Source organism: Aerococcus sp. BD502, assembly GCF_057919555.1.
In genome coordinates, this window is record NZ_CP147972.1 from 137,304 (window position 1) to 153,247 (window position 15,944).

Annotated in this window: 12 protein-coding genes; 1 reads left to right on the plus strand and 11 read right to left on the minus strand. The window is 44.5% G+C overall.

Annotation, left to right across the window (positions count from 1 at the left end):
- Position 1: 1 nt before the first annotated feature.
- The 9 genes from WF803_RS00755 to WF803_RS00795 all read right to left on the minus strand — a co-directional run bounded on the left by WF803_RS00755 (position 2) and on the right by WF803_RS00795 (position 10,331).
- Positions 2-739 carry a Stp1/IreP family PP2C-type Ser/Thr phosphatase gene (locus WF803_RS00755; RefSeq protein WP_489611235.1) on the minus strand — a complete coding sequence of 246 codons (738 nt, stop codon included), beginning with the start codon at positions 737-739 and terminating at the stop codon, positions 2-4.
- An 18-nt stretch (positions 740-757) separates the two neighbouring features.
- A complete protein-coding gene (gene rsmB, locus WF803_RS00760) occupies positions 758-2,131 on the minus strand; it encodes a 16S rRNA (cytosine(967)-C(5))-methyltransferase RsmB (RefSeq protein ID WP_489611236.1) in 1,374 nt (457 codons plus the stop codon).
- The gene (gene fmt, locus WF803_RS00765) at positions 2,124-3,074 is read right to left on the minus strand and encodes a methionyl-tRNA formyltransferase (protein WP_489611931.1); all 951 of its coding nucleotides are present in this window, start codon (positions 3,072-3,074) and stop codon (positions 2,124-2,126) included. The genes rsmB and fmt overlap by 8 nt, the downstream gene beginning before the upstream one ends.
- 21 nt (positions 3,075-3,095) lie before the next feature.
- Positions 3,096-5,501, minus strand: a complete 2,406-nt coding sequence (gene priA / locus WF803_RS00770) for a primosomal protein N' (protein WP_489611237.1) — start codon at positions 5,499-5,501, stop codon at positions 3,096-3,098.
- 54 nt (positions 5,502-5,555) lie between these two features.
- Positions 5,556-5,762 carry a DNA-directed RNA polymerase subunit omega gene (rpoZ, locus tag WF803_RS00775; RefSeq protein WP_489611932.1) on the minus strand — a complete coding sequence of 69 codons (207 nt, stop codon included), beginning with the start codon at positions 5,760-5,762 and terminating at the stop codon, positions 5,556-5,558.
- On the minus strand, positions 5,762-6,400 hold the full coding sequence (gmk, locus tag WF803_RS00780) for a guanylate kinase (protein ID WP_489611933.1): 639 nt from the start codon (positions 6,398-6,400) through the stop codon (positions 5,762-5,764). The genes rpoZ and gmk overlap by 1 nt, the downstream gene beginning before the upstream one ends.
- Positions 6,401-6,500: 100 nt before the next feature.
- Positions 6,501-7,961 (minus strand): cardiolipin synthase, encoded by a 1,461-nt coding sequence (gene cls, locus WF803_RS00785; protein WP_489611239.1) that lies wholly within the window; start codon positions 7,959-7,961, stop codon positions 6,501-6,503.
- Between the two features lie 73 nt (positions 7,962-8,034).
- Entirely contained in the window at positions 8,035-8,634 is a 600-nt protein-coding gene (locus tag WF803_RS00790) for an energy-coupled thiamine transporter ThiT (protein WP_489611240.1), read from the minus strand.
- Positions 8,631-10,331: a ribonuclease J gene (locus tag WF803_RS00795; protein ID WP_489611241.1), complete on the minus strand. Its 1,701-nt coding sequence runs from the start codon at positions 10,329-10,331 to the stop codon at positions 8,631-8,633. The genes WF803_RS00790 and WF803_RS00795 overlap by 4 nt, the downstream gene beginning before the upstream one ends.
- 403 nt (positions 10,332-10,734) lie before the next feature.
- On the opposite strand from WF803_RS00795, the gene mprF reads away from it, so the two are divergent.
- Positions 10,735-13,227 carry a bifunctional lysylphosphatidylglycerol flippase/synthetase MprF gene (gene mprF, locus WF803_RS00800; RefSeq protein WP_489611242.1) on the plus strand — a complete coding sequence of 831 codons (2,493 nt, stop codon included), beginning with the start codon at positions 10,735-10,737 and terminating at the stop codon, positions 13,225-13,227.
- 77 nt (positions 13,228-13,304) lie between these two features.
- Here the strand turns inward: mprF and pnp are convergent, their stop codons facing one another.
- Both pnp and rpsO read right to left on the minus strand, forming a co-directional pair.
- A complete protein-coding gene (gene pnp, locus WF803_RS00805) occupies positions 13,305-15,422 on the minus strand; it encodes a polyribonucleotide nucleotidyltransferase (RefSeq protein WP_489611243.1) in 2,118 nt (705 codons plus the stop codon).
- A 172-nt stretch (positions 15,423-15,594) separates the two neighbouring features.
- On the minus strand, positions 15,595-15,864 hold the full coding sequence (gene rpsO / locus WF803_RS00810) for a 30S ribosomal protein S15 (RefSeq protein WP_489611244.1): 270 nt from the start codon (positions 15,862-15,864) through the stop codon (positions 15,595-15,597).
- Between the last annotated feature and the right edge of the window lie 80 nt (positions 15,865-15,944).

Below are 15,944 nucleotides of genomic sequence, written 5' to 3' on the forward strand. Positions count from 1 at the left end.
ATTATTCTCCCTCCTGTACCTGGGCAAGAATAATAGAAATATTATCCCGCCCCCCTGCATTGTTGGCTTCCCAAATCAATTGCTCAACAGCTTCTTCAATATTAGGTTTAGCGAGGAGTACTGCTAAAATATCCTGGTCTTCAATCATGTCCGTCAGCCCATCCGAACAAAGTAGGAAGATATCACCTACTTCAACGGAAATTTGGATCAAATCCACATTGATGGAGGGATTAATCCCCATCGACTGGGTGATGATATTTTTTTGGGGATGATGCTTGGCTTCTTCGGGCGAGATAATCTCTTGGTCAACTAGCTCTTGGACATAGGAGTGATCCTTTGTCACTTGGGCGAGAGAGCCTTGCCGTAAATGATAAGCCCGACTATCCCCTACATGGGCAACGACCACCTCAGCCCCAAAATCAGCTAAGGCAACGATCGTTGTCCCCATGCCGAGTAAATCGTCAAACTGATTGGACTTTTCCAGGATACGCTGATTAGTTAATTCCAACGTTTGTGTCAACCAAGTGGTGGCTTCTTCACTGGCCATTTCCTCAGTGCTTCGCCAGCGTTCACCTACTTCAGTGAGGGCCATCTGACTGGCGACATCACCAGCATTTTGCCCGCCCATCCCATCGCAAAGCAAGAGCAAAACTTGGTCGGCTGTATTATAAAACACACCGAGCTGATCTTCATTTTGCTCTCGCTTCAAACCGGTATCTGTTTGCTTAACTATTTTCATACTATTCCCCCTGCATGTTTACTTCTCGCGCACGAATTTCGCCATAAAAAAGCCATCACTTTGAAATTGCTGGGGAGCAATGTCTAAATAAGGACCTGCCTGCTGCAAGTCTTCAGGAAGGTGTAAGGCTGCTGCAGCATTCACAAGGCGTAATTCTGGCTGTTCGGTTAATATTTTTTCAACCACATTTTGATTTTCTTCCGGCGTAATCGTACATGTACTATATACGAAGCTGCCCCCTTCTTGCAACAAAGGCAAGACACCCCGAAGAATCTCCAATTGCTTCTCCTGAAACTCCTTTAAATCACGCGGCGATCGGTGGAATTTAATATCGGGCTTGCGCCGTAAAAGGCCTAGCCCCGAACAAGGCGCATCAACCAAGATGTGTTGGAAACTTGCGGGTTTAAAAACTCGACTTAAGTCGCGGGCATCATGAGCTTGGGGATGCACTTGGAAAGCTACTCCCATCCGACTGGTATTTTCCTCAATAAGTTTTAGCTTATGCTCATAAAAATCATTAGCCCACACCTCACCGCTAGGACCCACTTTTTCCGCAAGTTGGACCGTTTTTCCGCCTGGAGCGGCACAAGCATCCAATACCCGTGAGCCAGCTTGGGGAGCCAATAAACGAGCGGGAAGCACTGCAGCCTCGTCTTGGATGGTGAGCCAACCCGCTTGAAAAGCCTGCGTATGGGCTGGGTTTCCACCGCGAACCCGGTAAACATGCTCAGCCAAATCGCTTTTTTCTAACTGCCAGCCTTTGTCCAGAAATTCCTGCTTAATTTGTGCAAGCCGATCTTCATGGCGTTCGGGAATACGAATGCAGGGCACACTCGGGGTCAAAGTACTCGCTAATAAGGCTTCCAGGTCTTTTGCTGACCAATACTGCTTAAAATATTTGAGCCAGGCCAAGGGTAAACTATAGGTTAAAGCTTGTTGGATTTCGGGCGCCGTGGCGATTGCCGCCACAAATTCACTCGCACTAGCATATTCCCGAAAGGCCCGCCTTAAAACACCATTAGTTAAACGCGCTTGGGAACGATGCCCTCGTTCCTTGGTCAATTTTACCGCTTCATTAACAATAGCGTGGTCCGGAATATGGTCCAGGTAAAAATACTGATAGAAACTCAGGTATAAAAGTTCTCGATGCCAACGTTTCAAGCCGTTTGGTTTGGGCACTAAATGGGCCAAGAATGCTTCTAACGTCACATGCCTTTGCATCGTTCCATAAGCTAATTGCGTGCAAAGGGCCCGATCACGCTCGTCTAAATCACTGGCCATAAGAGTTCGATCAAGGGCCTCATTGAGAAAATGTTCTCCGCGGACGGTCGTCAATAAGATTTCCACAGCGAGGCCTCGCGCTGAATGCGTCCAAGCTTGATGTCTAGCCATCGAAACGTTCTCCTTCTGCCATCTGGCGGCCTGCTCCTTGAAGGAAGCTATTAATTGGCATGGCTTTCTTGCCATTGGGCTGAATTTCCGTAATTTTTAATACCGTCCCCTGACCACAAGCTAGCCAGAAGTCCTCCGTTTTCGGAGCGATTTTAATGATTTCCCCCGGCGCAGCGCTCGTTTTTTCCTCAGGCAAGGCCTCTGCCCGCCAAATTTTCCACCGTTGCCCTTGATAGCGCGTATAGGTGCCGGGCCAATCATTGAAGGCACGAATTTTTCTGGAAATAGCCTTTGCTTCCTTGGACCAATTGATTTGTTCATCTTGTTTTTTTATGACGGGAGCATAGGTCACCTGCTTTTCCTCTTGAGCTTTGGGGGTGAGCTCACGAGCAAACCAAGCTGGTAGCGTGCGAATCAGTAATTGGGCCCCGACCTGGGCTAAGTCAGCATAGAGCTCTTTGGTAATGGTCTGCTCGCTGATCGGCAAGGCTTCCTGGCTGATGATTGCTCCCCCATCTAAGGTTTCATTCATCTGCATAATCGTGACGCCCGCCTCATCATCTCCACACCAGATAGCATAATGAACTGGTGCACCGCCGCGGTGGCGGGGGAGTAAGCTGGCATGAACGTTTAATGACCCATAGCGAGGCGCCGTCAGCCAAGCCGCTGGAATTTTTTGCCCATAGGCGGCGGTGATGATCATATCAGTCGTCTTCTTAAAGACTAGTTCTTCTAAAGCTTCATCCTCCGCAATATTTTCCGGCTGGTAAAGCGGCAAGTCGTGTTCCAAAGCAAAGATTTTGACGGGTGAAGGTGTTAACTTACGCTTGCGACCTTGGGGCCGGTCTGGCTGGGTGACGACGCCAAGTACTTTAACTTTAGAGTCTTCCACCAAGGCCTCTAAGCTCGCCACCGCAAAAGATGGCGTTCCCATGAAAATCACGTTCTTCAAAAAATCACTTCCTTACATAAAACTCAAAGGTTCAACATCAATCGCCACTCTACCTCCTGTTTCTTCATAATCCGGCAGGCGTTCTTGAAGCTGCTTCATCGCTGTGCGAACTTCCTGAACATCTCGATAGCGGCAAAGCATTTGGAAATAGTAGCGATTATTGACACGTGAGATGGCACTTTTACTGGGACCCGTAAGAATAGTTTTCTTCGTATCCAGATCTTCGACCAACTGTTTTTTGATCGCCATCACCAGCCTCAAAGCTTCATTTTCCTCTTCGTGGGAACTGGTGAGGCGAATGGTATAGTAATACGGCGAATAGGCGTTAAGGTGGCGGTATGTCATCTCTTGCTGGTAAAATTTGGTATAGTTTTGCTCTTGGGCACATTGAATGGCGTAGTGATCCGGATTAAAAGTCTGGATGAATACTTGCCCAGCCAAGGCGCCCCGTCCAGCCCGGCCACTCACCTGCGTAAGGAGCTGGAAGGTCCTTTCAGCCGCCCGAAAGTCGGGTAAATAAAGAGACGTGTCTGCATTTAGAATACCGACTAAGGTGATATGTTCAAAATCTAAGCCTTTGGCAATCATTTGCGTGCCTAGTAAGATATTGGCCTCGCGATTTTTTACTTGTGCCAGTAATTTCTCCAAACTGCCCTTACGGCGGGTACTATCATTATCTAGGCGAATCACCCGCTCTTGGGGGAATAATTTCAATAATTCCTGCTCCACGCGCTCAACCCCCGAACCAAACTCACGGAGATAAGGACCATGGCACTGGGGACAACGCGATTTAAGGGGGGCTTGAAAGCCGCAATAATGGCATTTTAAAGCCCGCTCTTCATAATGATAAGTCAAACTGACGTCACAATTAGGGCATTTTAAAACCAGGCCGCACGACCGACACATGACGTAGTGGGCATAGCCACGCCGGTTCAAGAGCAAGGCCACTTGTTCATTCCGCTTTAGGGTAGCTTGCATGGCTTGGTAGAGGGCATTAGAAAAGTGATGGTAGTTTTTCTGCTTAAACTCCTCACGCATGTCAATCACTGTTGAGGTAGGGAGGGGCTTTTGATTTGCTCGCTTGGTCATTTGCAAATAATGGTAAACGCCATTCTGGGCCCGCGCCCGCGATTCTAAGGAAGGCGTGGCACTTCCCAACAGGAGGGGGCATTGATGGTAATGGGCTCGCCATTTTGCCACCTCCCGGGCGTGATAGCGAGGATCATTTTCTTGCTTATAAGTTGTCTCATGCTCCTCGTCCATAATAATGATACCGATATCCTCAATCGGCGCAAAAACGGAAGATCGGGCTCCCACCACGATGTGGGCTTCACCCTTTCTTAAACGCTGCCATTCATCAAATTGCTCCCCTGCGGAGAGTTGGCTATGTAAGGCAGCAACCTCATCCCCAAAACGCCCTCGTAAATGAGCGAGCATTTGGGGAGTTAAACTAATCTCAGGAAGAAGGAGCAGCGCGGTTCGGCCCGCTTTTAAGGCTTTTTCAATGAGTTGCAGGTAAACCTCTGTCTTCCCACTACCCGTGACCCCCTCCAGCAGGAAGACCGTATCTTCCTGCTCTTCCATGGCAGCGGCAACGGATTCGTAGGCCTGTGCTTGCTCCGGTAAAAGTGTTAGAGGTTCCGTTGCTTCAACTTCTAACGTTGCAAAAGGATTGCGACGAACGGGCCTTTGGTAGATCTTTAACCACTCTTTCCCTTCAGCTCGCCTAAGCGTCGGCAAATGAAGGTTAAATTCCTGTTTAAGAGCCTGAGCAGAAGCTGCTTGGCCTTCTAATTCCATGAGGACTTCAGTCAAAAGACGCAGTTTATGGGCGGTTTTAGGTAGAGCCTCCCTCGCTACTAGCAGGCTTTCCGGAGGCAATACCGGCTTGATCCAACGCTCCGTTTTTGGCTGGCCACGATCAGCTACTTCATAGTGAATACTGACCTCGCCCTGACGCTTTAATGCTAGCAGGTCACTTAACTGCCCAGCTTCTTCCGCCTTCTCCCAAGGGATAGCCTCCGCATCCTTAAAATAGATTTGCTGATTTAAGACGCGGATCGTCATGTTGGGAACAAAGTATTTTTGATATTGGGCCTTGAGTAAGCGTGGCAGCATGGTGTGGTAAGCATTAATCAAAAAAGAATAGTAATGCTCAGATAGCCAGCGGCCCAAGGCTAAATGCTCCGCCAGTAAGACAGGCTCATCATCGAGAAGATCCGCAAGTGGCTTAATTTCTCCTGAAAAATCAGTTTCTCGGCGAATATTAATGACAAAGCCCTCCAACTGCCGCACGCCAAAGGGGACCGCAACACGCATGCCTAACTTAACCTCAGAAACTAGTGCTTCCGGTATTTGATAAGTAAATGGTCGGTCCGTTGCTCGTGTAGGCACATCGACAATCACTTCCGCAAACATGGCATCCCCCCTTTCTGCCTGAAAGAAAAAAGAGCTGTATAAACAACTCTTTAATTAGCGTAGTGAATCTGGATCAATCACCAGATCACGAGATACAATTTCCTCCAAGGCTTGGCCAACATATTTAGGTGATTCATATTTGGTTAGCATTGGATTGTTTTCTTCTTGCAATTCATTGGCTCGCTTCGCTGAAATAGTGCATAAGGAGTACTTGGAAGGGACACTTTCTAACAAGCGATCAATGGAAGGATAAATTATCATCATTCACTCTCCTTTTCATTTTCACCGAGATATTGTTCCACGATATCGTCCATGAAACGGTCAACTTTCAAGTGCTCTGCTTCAATAATAGTTTGAATTCTTGCCACTGCCTGATCCACATCATCATTGACCACCACATAATCATATTGGGTCATTAACTGGAGTTCTTGGCGGGCTTTTTCCATCCGTTGTTTAATTTTTTCTGGTGAGTCTGTACCACGATTCGTAATCCTGAGCTCCAATTCTCCTAAATCTGGCGGAGCTAAAAATACAAAAACACCATCAGGAACGCGCCGCTTCACCTGCAAAGCGCCTTGCACCTCAATTTCAAGAAAAACATCCTTACCCTGTTCGGTCATATCATTAATGTAAGCCAGGGGCGTCCCGTAGTAATTCCCCACATATTCGGCATATTCTAAAAGCTCTTCGTCTTCAATCATCTGCTCAAATTTTGAATGACTAACGAAAAAATAATCCGAACCATTGACCTCACCCTGACGAGGTTCACGGGTTGTAGCTGAGACCGAGTAAAAAAACTGATCACGATTTTGATCTGACTCGAATAAAGCTTTTCTTACGGTTCCTTTTCCAACCCCAGAAGGCCCTGATAAAATAACGAGTAAGCCTTTTGCTTTCATCCTATTTTCTTCACCACCATTCCCACATCTTCTTTTCATTTTAGCACACTCTTACCAAGAATAACAGCTTATCGCCAAATCCTACAGAAGCGCTCTTCTTCTAGAGAATAGGCGAGAGGAGGCGGGAGAAATTTTGCTTAAATTTACGCCAACGACTTTGGTTCTTAAAGTAAGCCAAGTCGAGATCGGTACTCTTGCTCATATCTTCATAGTAATATTCAATTAATTTTTGAATCAGCTTCGGTTCATAGATGAAAGCATTGACTTCAAAATTTAAACTGAAACTGCGAATATCAAAATTAGCCGTCCCAACGCTGGCTAAATGCCGATCCACGATAACCACTTTGGAGTGCAAAAAGCCATTGTCATAGCGATGAATATGAGCGCCCATTTCTAAAATTGTACGAGCATAATATTCAGTTGCTCGGTAAACAAAAGGATGATCTGGCTTACAAGGAATCATTAAATGCACTTCCACGCCAGATAAAATAGCAATTTTTAGGGCATCTAAAACACTCTCGTCTGGGATAAAGTAAGGCGTTTGAATATAGACACATTCCTTAGCCATATTAATTAAACGAATATAGCCAATTTTTATCTGATCAATATCATCCTCAGGACCACTGGAAACAATTTGAATCGGCAAGTCATTATCTTTTTCAATATTTGGAAAGTAATGCTCCTCCAACGCCCCGCCAGCAATCCAATCGTGATAGGTCATATCAAACGTAGCACACCAATCTTGCACAAAGCGGGTCTGTAAGGCTTGAACAACTTCTCCTTCTAAGCGTAAGTGCGTATCCCGCCAATGGCCGAGTGGCCCCTCGTTCACATATTCCTTTGCAATATTAAAGCCGCCAATATAACCGACTCGCCCATCAATAATAACTAGCTTCCGGTGGTTTCTAAAATTCAGACGCATATTAATGAAGAAATACGTTCGGCCAAAGAAAGAATTGACCTCCGCACCAGCCTCCTGCAAGGCACGTAAGTATTTTTTATCCAATTTACGACTCCCCAAAGGGTCATAGAGAAAACGGACTTTTACCCCAGCACGAGCTCGTTCAAGCAAGGCTTCAAGAATCTGTTGACCGACATGGTCAGAAGTGAAAATATAGTATTGCATATGAATATGGTGCTGAGCTGTTTTAATATCTTTAAGTAATTGGGCAATTTTGTCATTCCCATCAGTATAAATATCTGCTGTATTGTGTTGCGTCAAAACTGACATATTAGACCGATACAACATATGAATGGTGCGTTTTGTTCGCTTGTCATAGGGATCTAGGGTGGTGAGCTGACCGTCCTCGTCCACGTATTTATTCACTAAACTCGTCATTCCTAGAGCTTCTTGCTCACTTAATTTGAAAATTTCTTCATCACTAATTTTCCGACCGAGGAAAAAATACAAAATAAAGCCAATGCCTGGAAGCATAAGGAGCACCATGAGCCAAGCCCAAATAGCAGCTACCTCCCGTTTTTGACGAAAAACGGTAATGACAGCTAAAAGCGTATTAATCGTTAGAAAAGCTATAATAATATCATAAATGATCGCTTGCATGCTTGTCTCCTCAAACAAGAAAGGGAAGGTATTCGTGCATCCGACCTCCCCATCTTCTCACTCAAAATTGTTACTAATCATTCAATAAATGTGATCGTTCCCGCCGGCTAATAAAGGGACTCTGCCGCGGAATGAAAAAGCGTGTGGAAACATTGAGCATCAGAATAAGCAGCACTAGGCTAAGACCCAAATTCAGTAAAAAGCGAAGTCCTAATACCTTCATGCCGAGGATATTCAGTTCCACTTGCCCCTGGAAAAAGGCTAGACTCAAAAATCCTAACAAGTAAAAAGCTAATAAAGCCAGCAAAGTGCCTGTCACCAAATTTAAGTAAACCGAAGACAGCCGGCGATTATAAAGGGTACGCTGCAAGTTCCTGGCAAAGAGACCAGCAAGGCCCAAGCTAGCGCCAACCACCGCAAAAGCGAGGACCCCAACCGGTTGGCCGGCGAAAAAGCCTAAGCCATAAGCCAAGGCTAAGCCATAAAATAAGCCTTGTACCAGCCCTGCTTTGAAACCGCGACGAAAACTATACAAAAGAATTAAGACGAGGCCAATATCCAAAGAAAAGCCTGCCTCAGCCAAAGACTTCACAAATATTCCTTGCAATAATACAGCTAGAATCAGAAGAAGTAAGCCTTCTAGAAAGGCGCTCAATTGACGTGATGCTTTCATTTCACTCTTCCTTGTCTATTTTTGTGCTTCAGGTAATTTGATGCTTCCATCACCACCGGTAAAATCATTGGACGTCGTTTCGTCGCCTTGAATAAGAACTTACCGATATGCTCGCGCAGGCCCGCCTTAAGGGCTGACCATTGGAAGTTATTGCTTTGGAGATGTTCATTGACGACTTGAATCGCCACATCCTTGCTTTCGTTTAAAAGATCACGGCTTTCCTTCATAAAGACAAAGCCACGAGAAATTACCTCAGGCCCGGCCATTATCCGTTTTTCACGGCGTGAAATCGTGAGCACAACCACAAAAACACCATCTTCGGAAAGCATTTGCCGGTCGCGCATAACAATATTGCCTATATCCCCAATTCCTGAGCCATCAATCAAAACATTATCCGCTTCGACTTGACGACCGATATAAGCCTTCTTCTCCCCAAAGGTTAAAACATCTCCCTTATCCAAAAGAAAAATATTCTGGGGAGCCATGCCTAACTCGAGCGCTAATTTCTTGTGCTCATGCATCAGTCGATACTCACCTGAAACAGGAATAAAATATTTTGGTTTCAATAAAGACAGAATAAATTGTAAGTCTTTGGGTGAAGCATGGCCGCTAGAATGGTATTTAGAGGAAATTTCAATTGTCGATCCTCCTGCCCGGTAGATGGCGTCCTTAGTTTCAGCGACTGCCTTTTCCATATCAGCGTTTGGAGTGGTAGCCAAGATCACCACATCACCCTCCTCAATATGGACAGGATGGCGGCGACCGCGAGCCATGTTTTCTAGAGATCTTAGACTATCACCAGAACGACCCGTTTCCAAAATAATAACTTCATCATTTGGGTATTTGGCCAGTTTTTTCAAGTCTTGGAAGAGTCGCCGACTGGGAATATGCAATTGGTTAAGACCAACCGCTAGATCGATCACGGCACTCGCAAAATTATCCGCTACAAAAATATGACGCCTCGTCTGATGGGCCACATTAACAATTTGCTGCAGGCGCATAATATTACTGCTGACAGCAGAAAGAACCACCCGCCCTTTCGCCTGTCGGACTTCGTGAAACAAGGCCGCTTCGATCGTTGCCTCACTAGCATTATCGACAATACTCTCTGCCTTATTTGATTCACTCAGTAAAGCTAAAACTCCTTCACTAGCCACATTCATCAGCTCTTCATAATTCGTCCGATAAGCTTCAGAAACGGTCGCATCAAATTTAAAATCACCCGTATAGACAATGTTTCCTTGGTCTGTTTTTAAAACAATCCCCATCGAACCGGGCACCGAGTGCGTGGTATTAAAGAAACTAACCGTCACATCAGAAAATTCAATTTTATGCTCGTCCGTCACTTTATGGAAATCTCGGGTGTTTAATTTGACCCCCATATCTTGAGCTTGTAATTTTACTAATTCCAACGTCATTTCTGAACCAAAAACTGGCAGGTCGACTTCTTGCAAGAGATAAGGTAAGGCTCCCGCTGCATCAGGGTGCCCATGGGTAAGGAAAACACCAGCCAGCCGATCCTTATTTTTAAGTAAATAGTCGAATTCAGGAATCATCACATCGATTCCTAACATTTCATCGGGAGGGTAAACTAAGCCACAGTCTAAGATATAAATAGCCTCATCAATTTCTGCGAGGTACATATCTTTACCGTTCTCGCGCACCCCTCCTAGACTTATGATATTGATATCACTCATAAAAGCCTCCTTTTTTACTCATTATAGCACATTCTGTTTTAGGCGTGCTAGCATGTCTGTTTAGGTTAAATAAGCAATTGAATCATTATCTTTCAATGCTACAGAAATTGGCAGAGTAATGGCCTTACTTTGTTAATTTTGCCTATCAACAATACCCATCCTAGATAGAGTAAGCCGTTGTTGCAATAAATAGAGAATGATATTAATGCACATTAGCCACATAATATTTAAAAATCATACGGATACACGAAAGCAATTCATTTTTAAAAAATTAAAAAATCCAAAGCTTAACGATATCGGCCAAAAGTCTGAGCCTTTTTAAAGATATTCGGGTACAATAGAATTGATATGACTTAAGCCAGCATAAATTCCCGGCTAAACATTGGGCCTAGAGAGGTGGAAAATGATAATCAAATTTGTTAAACAACACCAACAATGGCTAAAGGGCTGTTTCTATATCCTTTTATTTATTGTTTTGGCTTTTTTTATTCGCCAGCAATTGCAAGATATTGATTGGCTCCTTTTTCAAAGGGCCATTAGCCAGCAAAGTTGGCCAAGCATTATACTGCTGGTTACAACGGCCCTTCTGGGTTTTTCTGTCAATGGCTTCTATGATGTTGTCGCTACGCAAGATCTCCCACTTCCAGTTAATCGCTGGCAAATCTTAAAAATTGGATGGATTTCACAAGCCTTTAATGAATTTATTGATATCGCTGGCTTAACAGGTGGCACCTTACGCATCAAATTTTACCGGGACTATGGCTTAGAAACCAAAAATGCCGTCCAACTTTCCTTAATGAATTGGTTTGCCAGTTTTTTAGGCCTTGTCTTCCTGATTATTTTAGCCCTTCCTTTCGCTTTTCAAATGGGCTGGACTTGGCAAGCTGTTTTACCAACTGTTTTTATTTTATACTTACCATTATTTCTCTTTGGAGAACGGCTACCTTGGTTACGCAAGTATTTGGAAAAAAACAATTTACCACTTTTGACCCCCCGTAAAAAGCTATCCTATATACTTGTTTCCATTGGAGATTGGCTAGCCGCCCTCAGCTATTTCCTGCTGGTTTGTAAAATGTTTGTTCCTCATTTTAATCTTACACATGGCTTAGTCGTTTATACCTTTGCAATTGTAATTGGCATTTTCAGTTTTTTACCTGGCGGTGTTGGCGCCTTTGATGTGACAGTTCTACTCGTTTTTGAGGCCTTAGGTTATGAAACTTCCCACGTGCTAGCAGCCCTGGTGGTTCTTAGAGTGTGTTATTACTTAATTCCTTGGCTACTAGCGAGTGGCTACGTCACCTTGAATTGGTTTAAAAATAAAACCAAACATTTCCACCACACCTATTTTTCCACGTTAAGTCTTAATCTTGTTACCTTAGTTTTATTTACAGCAGGAACTTTGCTAATCTTAACAGTGCTCATACCTGAGTGGTTTGATCGTGTGCATTTTCTCAAGCACTTGATCCCCCATCTATTCAATAAACTTTCAGCTTTTGTCACCTTACTCATTGGGATCATTACGGTACTTTTATCTTTGGGCATTCGTGCTCAGGTGCACCGCGTCTACCAAATTGCCATGCTTCTCCTGCCCATTGGTGCCATACTTTGCATTCTACACGGCTTTTCTTATAAGGAAGCCCTTTGGCTTGGCTTTGTCTGGCTATTGCTTTTTGCTAACCGAAAGCAATTTTTCCGCAGCAATGTTCCGCTTACAGCCAAAAATATTTTCCTCGCAACTTGCTTATCTTTATTGGTTTTAGGGGGGACAACCCTTTTCGTAAGCTGGCGTATTTTACAAAAGCAAGGCGAAATAGTGATTACACTAAGCATCCTCCGTATGCTTGTCATTTTATTTTTAGTCACAGGGCTCATGCTACTGGTCCTTTTTAGCCAGTCTTCCCGAGTTCGCTTTAGTCCACCTTCTTCTGCTGAACTCGAGCAATTTGAACACATTAGACAAACTTATGGTGGCAGCGAATATAGTTCCTTGGTACACATGCATGATAAACAAATCTTCCTCTATAAAGAAAAAGCTGCTCTTTTATTTCGAGCAGTGGGACGAAATATGCTCGTCCTTGGCGATCCCATTGGCAGGCCAGACTTAATTAGTGACATGCTGATTGCCTTTGCAGAGTATGCCCATCAGTATAAAATGACGGTAGCTTACTACCAAGTGACCCCAAAATACCTCGATGAATTTTGCAATATGGGGTATTTGACAATTAAAATAGGCGAATCGGCCCATGTTCCTCTAGAGGCTTTTAGTTTTGAGGGTAAAGCAAATCGAAACTTCCGAAAAATTCGTAATGCTATGGAAAATGAAGGATTAACTTTTGAAATCTGTCCGCCTCCTCATGCAGAAACCTTCTATGAAGAACTTAGAAGAGTATCAGATGATTGGCTAGGCAAGCGTCACGAAATGGCTTATTCCTTAGGTGCCTTTAAAACTTCTTACTTAGCAACAGCGCCGATTGCTGTTTTAAAGAAGAATGAGCATATCGTCGCTTTTGCTAATATTTTGCCGATCGATAAAGACATGATTTCCATTGACATGATGCGCCATCGAAAAAATGCACCTGACAATGCTATGCAGATGCTTTTCCTTCAGCTTTTCCAATGGGCGAAAGAGGAAGGCTATACGGCTTTTGACCTTGGGATGGCGCCACTGACTAATGTTGGCAATCAAACTTTCTCCCGTTCTCGTGATCAGCTTGTTCGGCTCGTTTATGAATACGGCAATCGGATCTACGGTTTCAAGGGCTTACGCGCTTATAAGGAAAAATTTAGACCGCAATGGGAAAATCGCTATATCATTTATCCCGATGGTACAGCCCTGCCGCAAATTTTATTAGCTTTATTAGAAGCTACCAACCGCAGTGCTAAAGACCCAGATTAGCACATAAAAAAGAAAACCCCTTAAAGCTGACGCTACCGACAACTTTAAGGGGAGCTTTTATATACTCATTATTATTTTTATTCCTTTTCCTGTAAGGCTTTCATGGAAAGGTTGATCCGACCTCTTTGGTCAATTTCAATGACTTTGACTTTGACCGTATCACCTAATTGAACGACATCAGTCACTTGATGAGTGTGTTGGTGTTGAAGTTGAGAGATGTGAACCAAGCCTTTTTTACCTGGAGCAATATCCACGAAAGCACCAAATTTCTCGATACGAGAAACAACCCCCTCATAAACCTGACCAACCTCCACCTTCAAGGTCAATTGCTCGATAATATGCAAAGCCTTGTCGATAGCTGCTTGATCGTCGGAATAGACCGTAACCAGACCATCATCAGTAATATCAATTTTAACGCCCGTTTCATCAATAATCTTATTGATAGTTTCGCCACCTTTACCGATAACGACCTTAATTTGCTCCTCTTCGATCATCATCTTACCAATCTTAGGCGCATAGGGACTCAATTCAGGCCGTGGTGCTGCCAGGGTATTCGTTAAGTGATTTAGGATATGTAAGCGTGCTTTTCGAGCTTGAGCGAGTGCTTCTCTAAGAATATCTTCGATAATACCAGCAATCTTAATATCCATTTGCAAAGCCGTAATGCCTGCTTCAGTTCCTGCTACCTTAAAGTCCATATCTCCTAAATGATCTTCTAGGCCTTGAATATCGGTCAAGATAGTGTATTCCTCTTGATTTTTTGGATTCATCATTAAACCCATTGCTATGCCAGCCACGGGGGCTTTAATGGGCACACCGGCGTCCATTAAGGCCAAAGTACCCGCACAAATAGCAGCCTGGGAAGACGAACCATTCGATTCTAACACATCCCCCACCAAACGGATGGTATAAGGGAAGTCTTCTGTCGAAGGAATCATCGGCCCTAACGCCCGATGGCCAAGAGCGCCATGCCCAATTTCCCGCCGACCAGGTGCTCCGTAGCGCCCATTGGCCCCCACACAAAATTGTGGGAAATTGTAATGGTGAATGAAGGTCATCTCATGTTCTTCACCTAAATTATCAATATTTTGCGCTTCCGATAGTGGAGCTAGCGTGCAAGCCGACAAGACTTGCGTTTGTCCGCGAGTGAATAAGCCTGACCCATGGGCACGAGGCAGAAGGCCAACTTCCGAATCGAGGGGCCGAATCTCATCCACCTTACGGCCATCCGGGCGCTTCTTATCTTCGGTGATCAAGCGTCTGACTTCACTGGCCTCAAGATCGTTAGCTAAGCGAACCACTTGTTCATGTTTTTCAAGGAAGTCTTCGTCTTCAAGAAACTTTTCATCATAAAGAGCAATAATTTCTTCCTTCAGGACCTGCATATTTTCTTCGCGTTCCAACTTATCAAAAGTTAAAATTGCTTCATGCATAGCTTGCCCATACTGCTCAGTAATTTCTGCTTGCAGGGCTTCATCAATAGCAGGGGCTTCATAAGGCATTTTTTCTTGGCCACATTCTGCAATAATTTTTTCTTGGAAATAGCAGAGTTCCTTAATATTGGCTTGGCCAAACATTAAAGCTTCGAGCATCTCATCTTCTTGGAGTTCGAAAGCTTGGCTTTCTACCATATTAATGGCTTCACTGGTCCCAGCCACGGTTAAGTCCAAAGCCGATTCCTTACTTTGTTCGGTCGTTGGATTAATGAGTAAATTGCCGGCCAAACGTCCGATGTTCACACCCGCAATGGGTCCCGCAAAGGGAATATCTGACAAGCATAAGGCCAAGGACGAGCCGAGCATGGCCGCCATTTCGGGTGAGCAAGCTGGATCGGCCGATAAAATCGTATTGATTACTTGGACGTCATTCATATACCCCTCTGGAAACAGTGGGCGCAGGGGTCGGTCAATCAGGCGAGCGGTTAACGTCGCATGTTCACTCGGCCGCCCCTCCCGTTTAATATAGCCACCAGGAATCTTCCCTGAAGCATACATACGCTCTTCATAGAGAACTTGTAAGGGGAAGAAATCTTGGCCTTCTTTGGGTTCTTTGGCGCCCACAACAGCCGTCAAAACTACTGTCTCTCCGTAGCGTACTAAAACAGCAGCGCTTGCTTGCTTAGCCATTTGACCCACTTCAACAGAGAGCGGCCGCCCCGCCCAATTCATTTCATAAACTTTTTTCTCAGTTGTCATCTCGTCTTCGATATCCTTTCTGCATCATTGCCAGTCGATTCGACTACTAAGCAAAGGCAAACGCTCCCAGTTGAAGCGCTTGATTTTGGTTAGTAGACGGTTATCAAACTGGCTTCATACGTAAAATTGGTAAAAAGCGAGATTCATAAGGAATCTCGCTTTTAATTAAAAATTAACGACGTAGGCCTAATTTCTTGATCAATTCACGGTAACGTGGCACGTCTTTGTGACGTAAATAGGTCAATAGGTTACGACGGTGACCAATTTTCTTCATCAGACCACGGTAGGAATGGAAGTCATGTTTGTGAACTTTAATGTGTTCGTTAAGGGTATTAATTTCTTCAGTGAGCACTGCAATTTGAACTTCTGGGCTCCCTGTATCCCCTTCATGAATCGCATATTCCTTAATGATATCATTTTTTCTTTCTTTAGAAATTGCCATAATCTTTCACCTCTCTACAAATTATTCACCAGTACCGCGTCTAGCGTTGGTGATTCGCTAGACCCCGTACAGGTATGACA

Excerpts from the sequence above, each read along its gene's own strand:
- WF803_RS00755 (WP_489611235.1), bottom strand. The coding sequence starts at position 739 with ATGAAAATAGTTAAGCAAACAGATACCGGTTTGAAGCGAGAGCAAAAT.
- rsmB (WP_489611236.1), bottom strand. The coding sequence starts at position 2,131 with ATGGCTAGACATCAAGCTTGGACGCATTCAGCGCGAGGCCTCGCTGTG.
- priA (WP_489611237.1), bottom strand. The coding sequence starts at position 5,501 with ATGTTTGCGGAAGTGATTGTCGATGTGCCTACACGAGCAACGGACCGA.
- rpoZ (WP_489611932.1), bottom strand. The coding sequence starts at position 5,762 with ATGATAATTTATCCTTCCATTGATCGCTTGTTAGAAAGTGTCCCTTCC.
- gmk (WP_489611933.1), bottom strand. The coding sequence starts at position 6,400 with ATGAAAGCAAAAGGCTTACTCGTTATTTTATCAGGGCCTTCTGGGGTT.
- cls (WP_489611239.1), bottom strand. The coding sequence starts at position 7,961 with ATGCAAGCGATCATTTATGATATTATTATAGCTTTTCTAACGATTAAT.
- WF803_RS00790 (WP_489611240.1), bottom strand. The coding sequence starts at position 8,634 with ATGAAAGCATCACGTCAATTGAGCGCCTTTCTAGAAGGCTTACTTCTT.
- WF803_RS00795 (WP_489611241.1), bottom strand. The coding sequence starts at position 10,331 with ATGAGTGATATCAATATCATAAGTCTAGGAGGGGTGCGCGAGAACGGT.
- mprF (WP_489611242.1), top strand. The coding sequence starts at position 10,735 with ATGATAATCAAATTTGTTAAACAACACCAACAATGGCTAAAGGGCTGT.
- pnp (WP_489611243.1), bottom strand. The coding sequence starts at position 15,422 with ATGACAACTGAGAAAAAAGTTTATGAAATGAATTGGGCGGGGCGGCCG.
- rpsO (WP_489611244.1), bottom strand. The coding sequence starts at position 15,864 with ATGGCAATTTCTAAAGAAAGAAAAAATGATATCATTAAGGAATATGCG.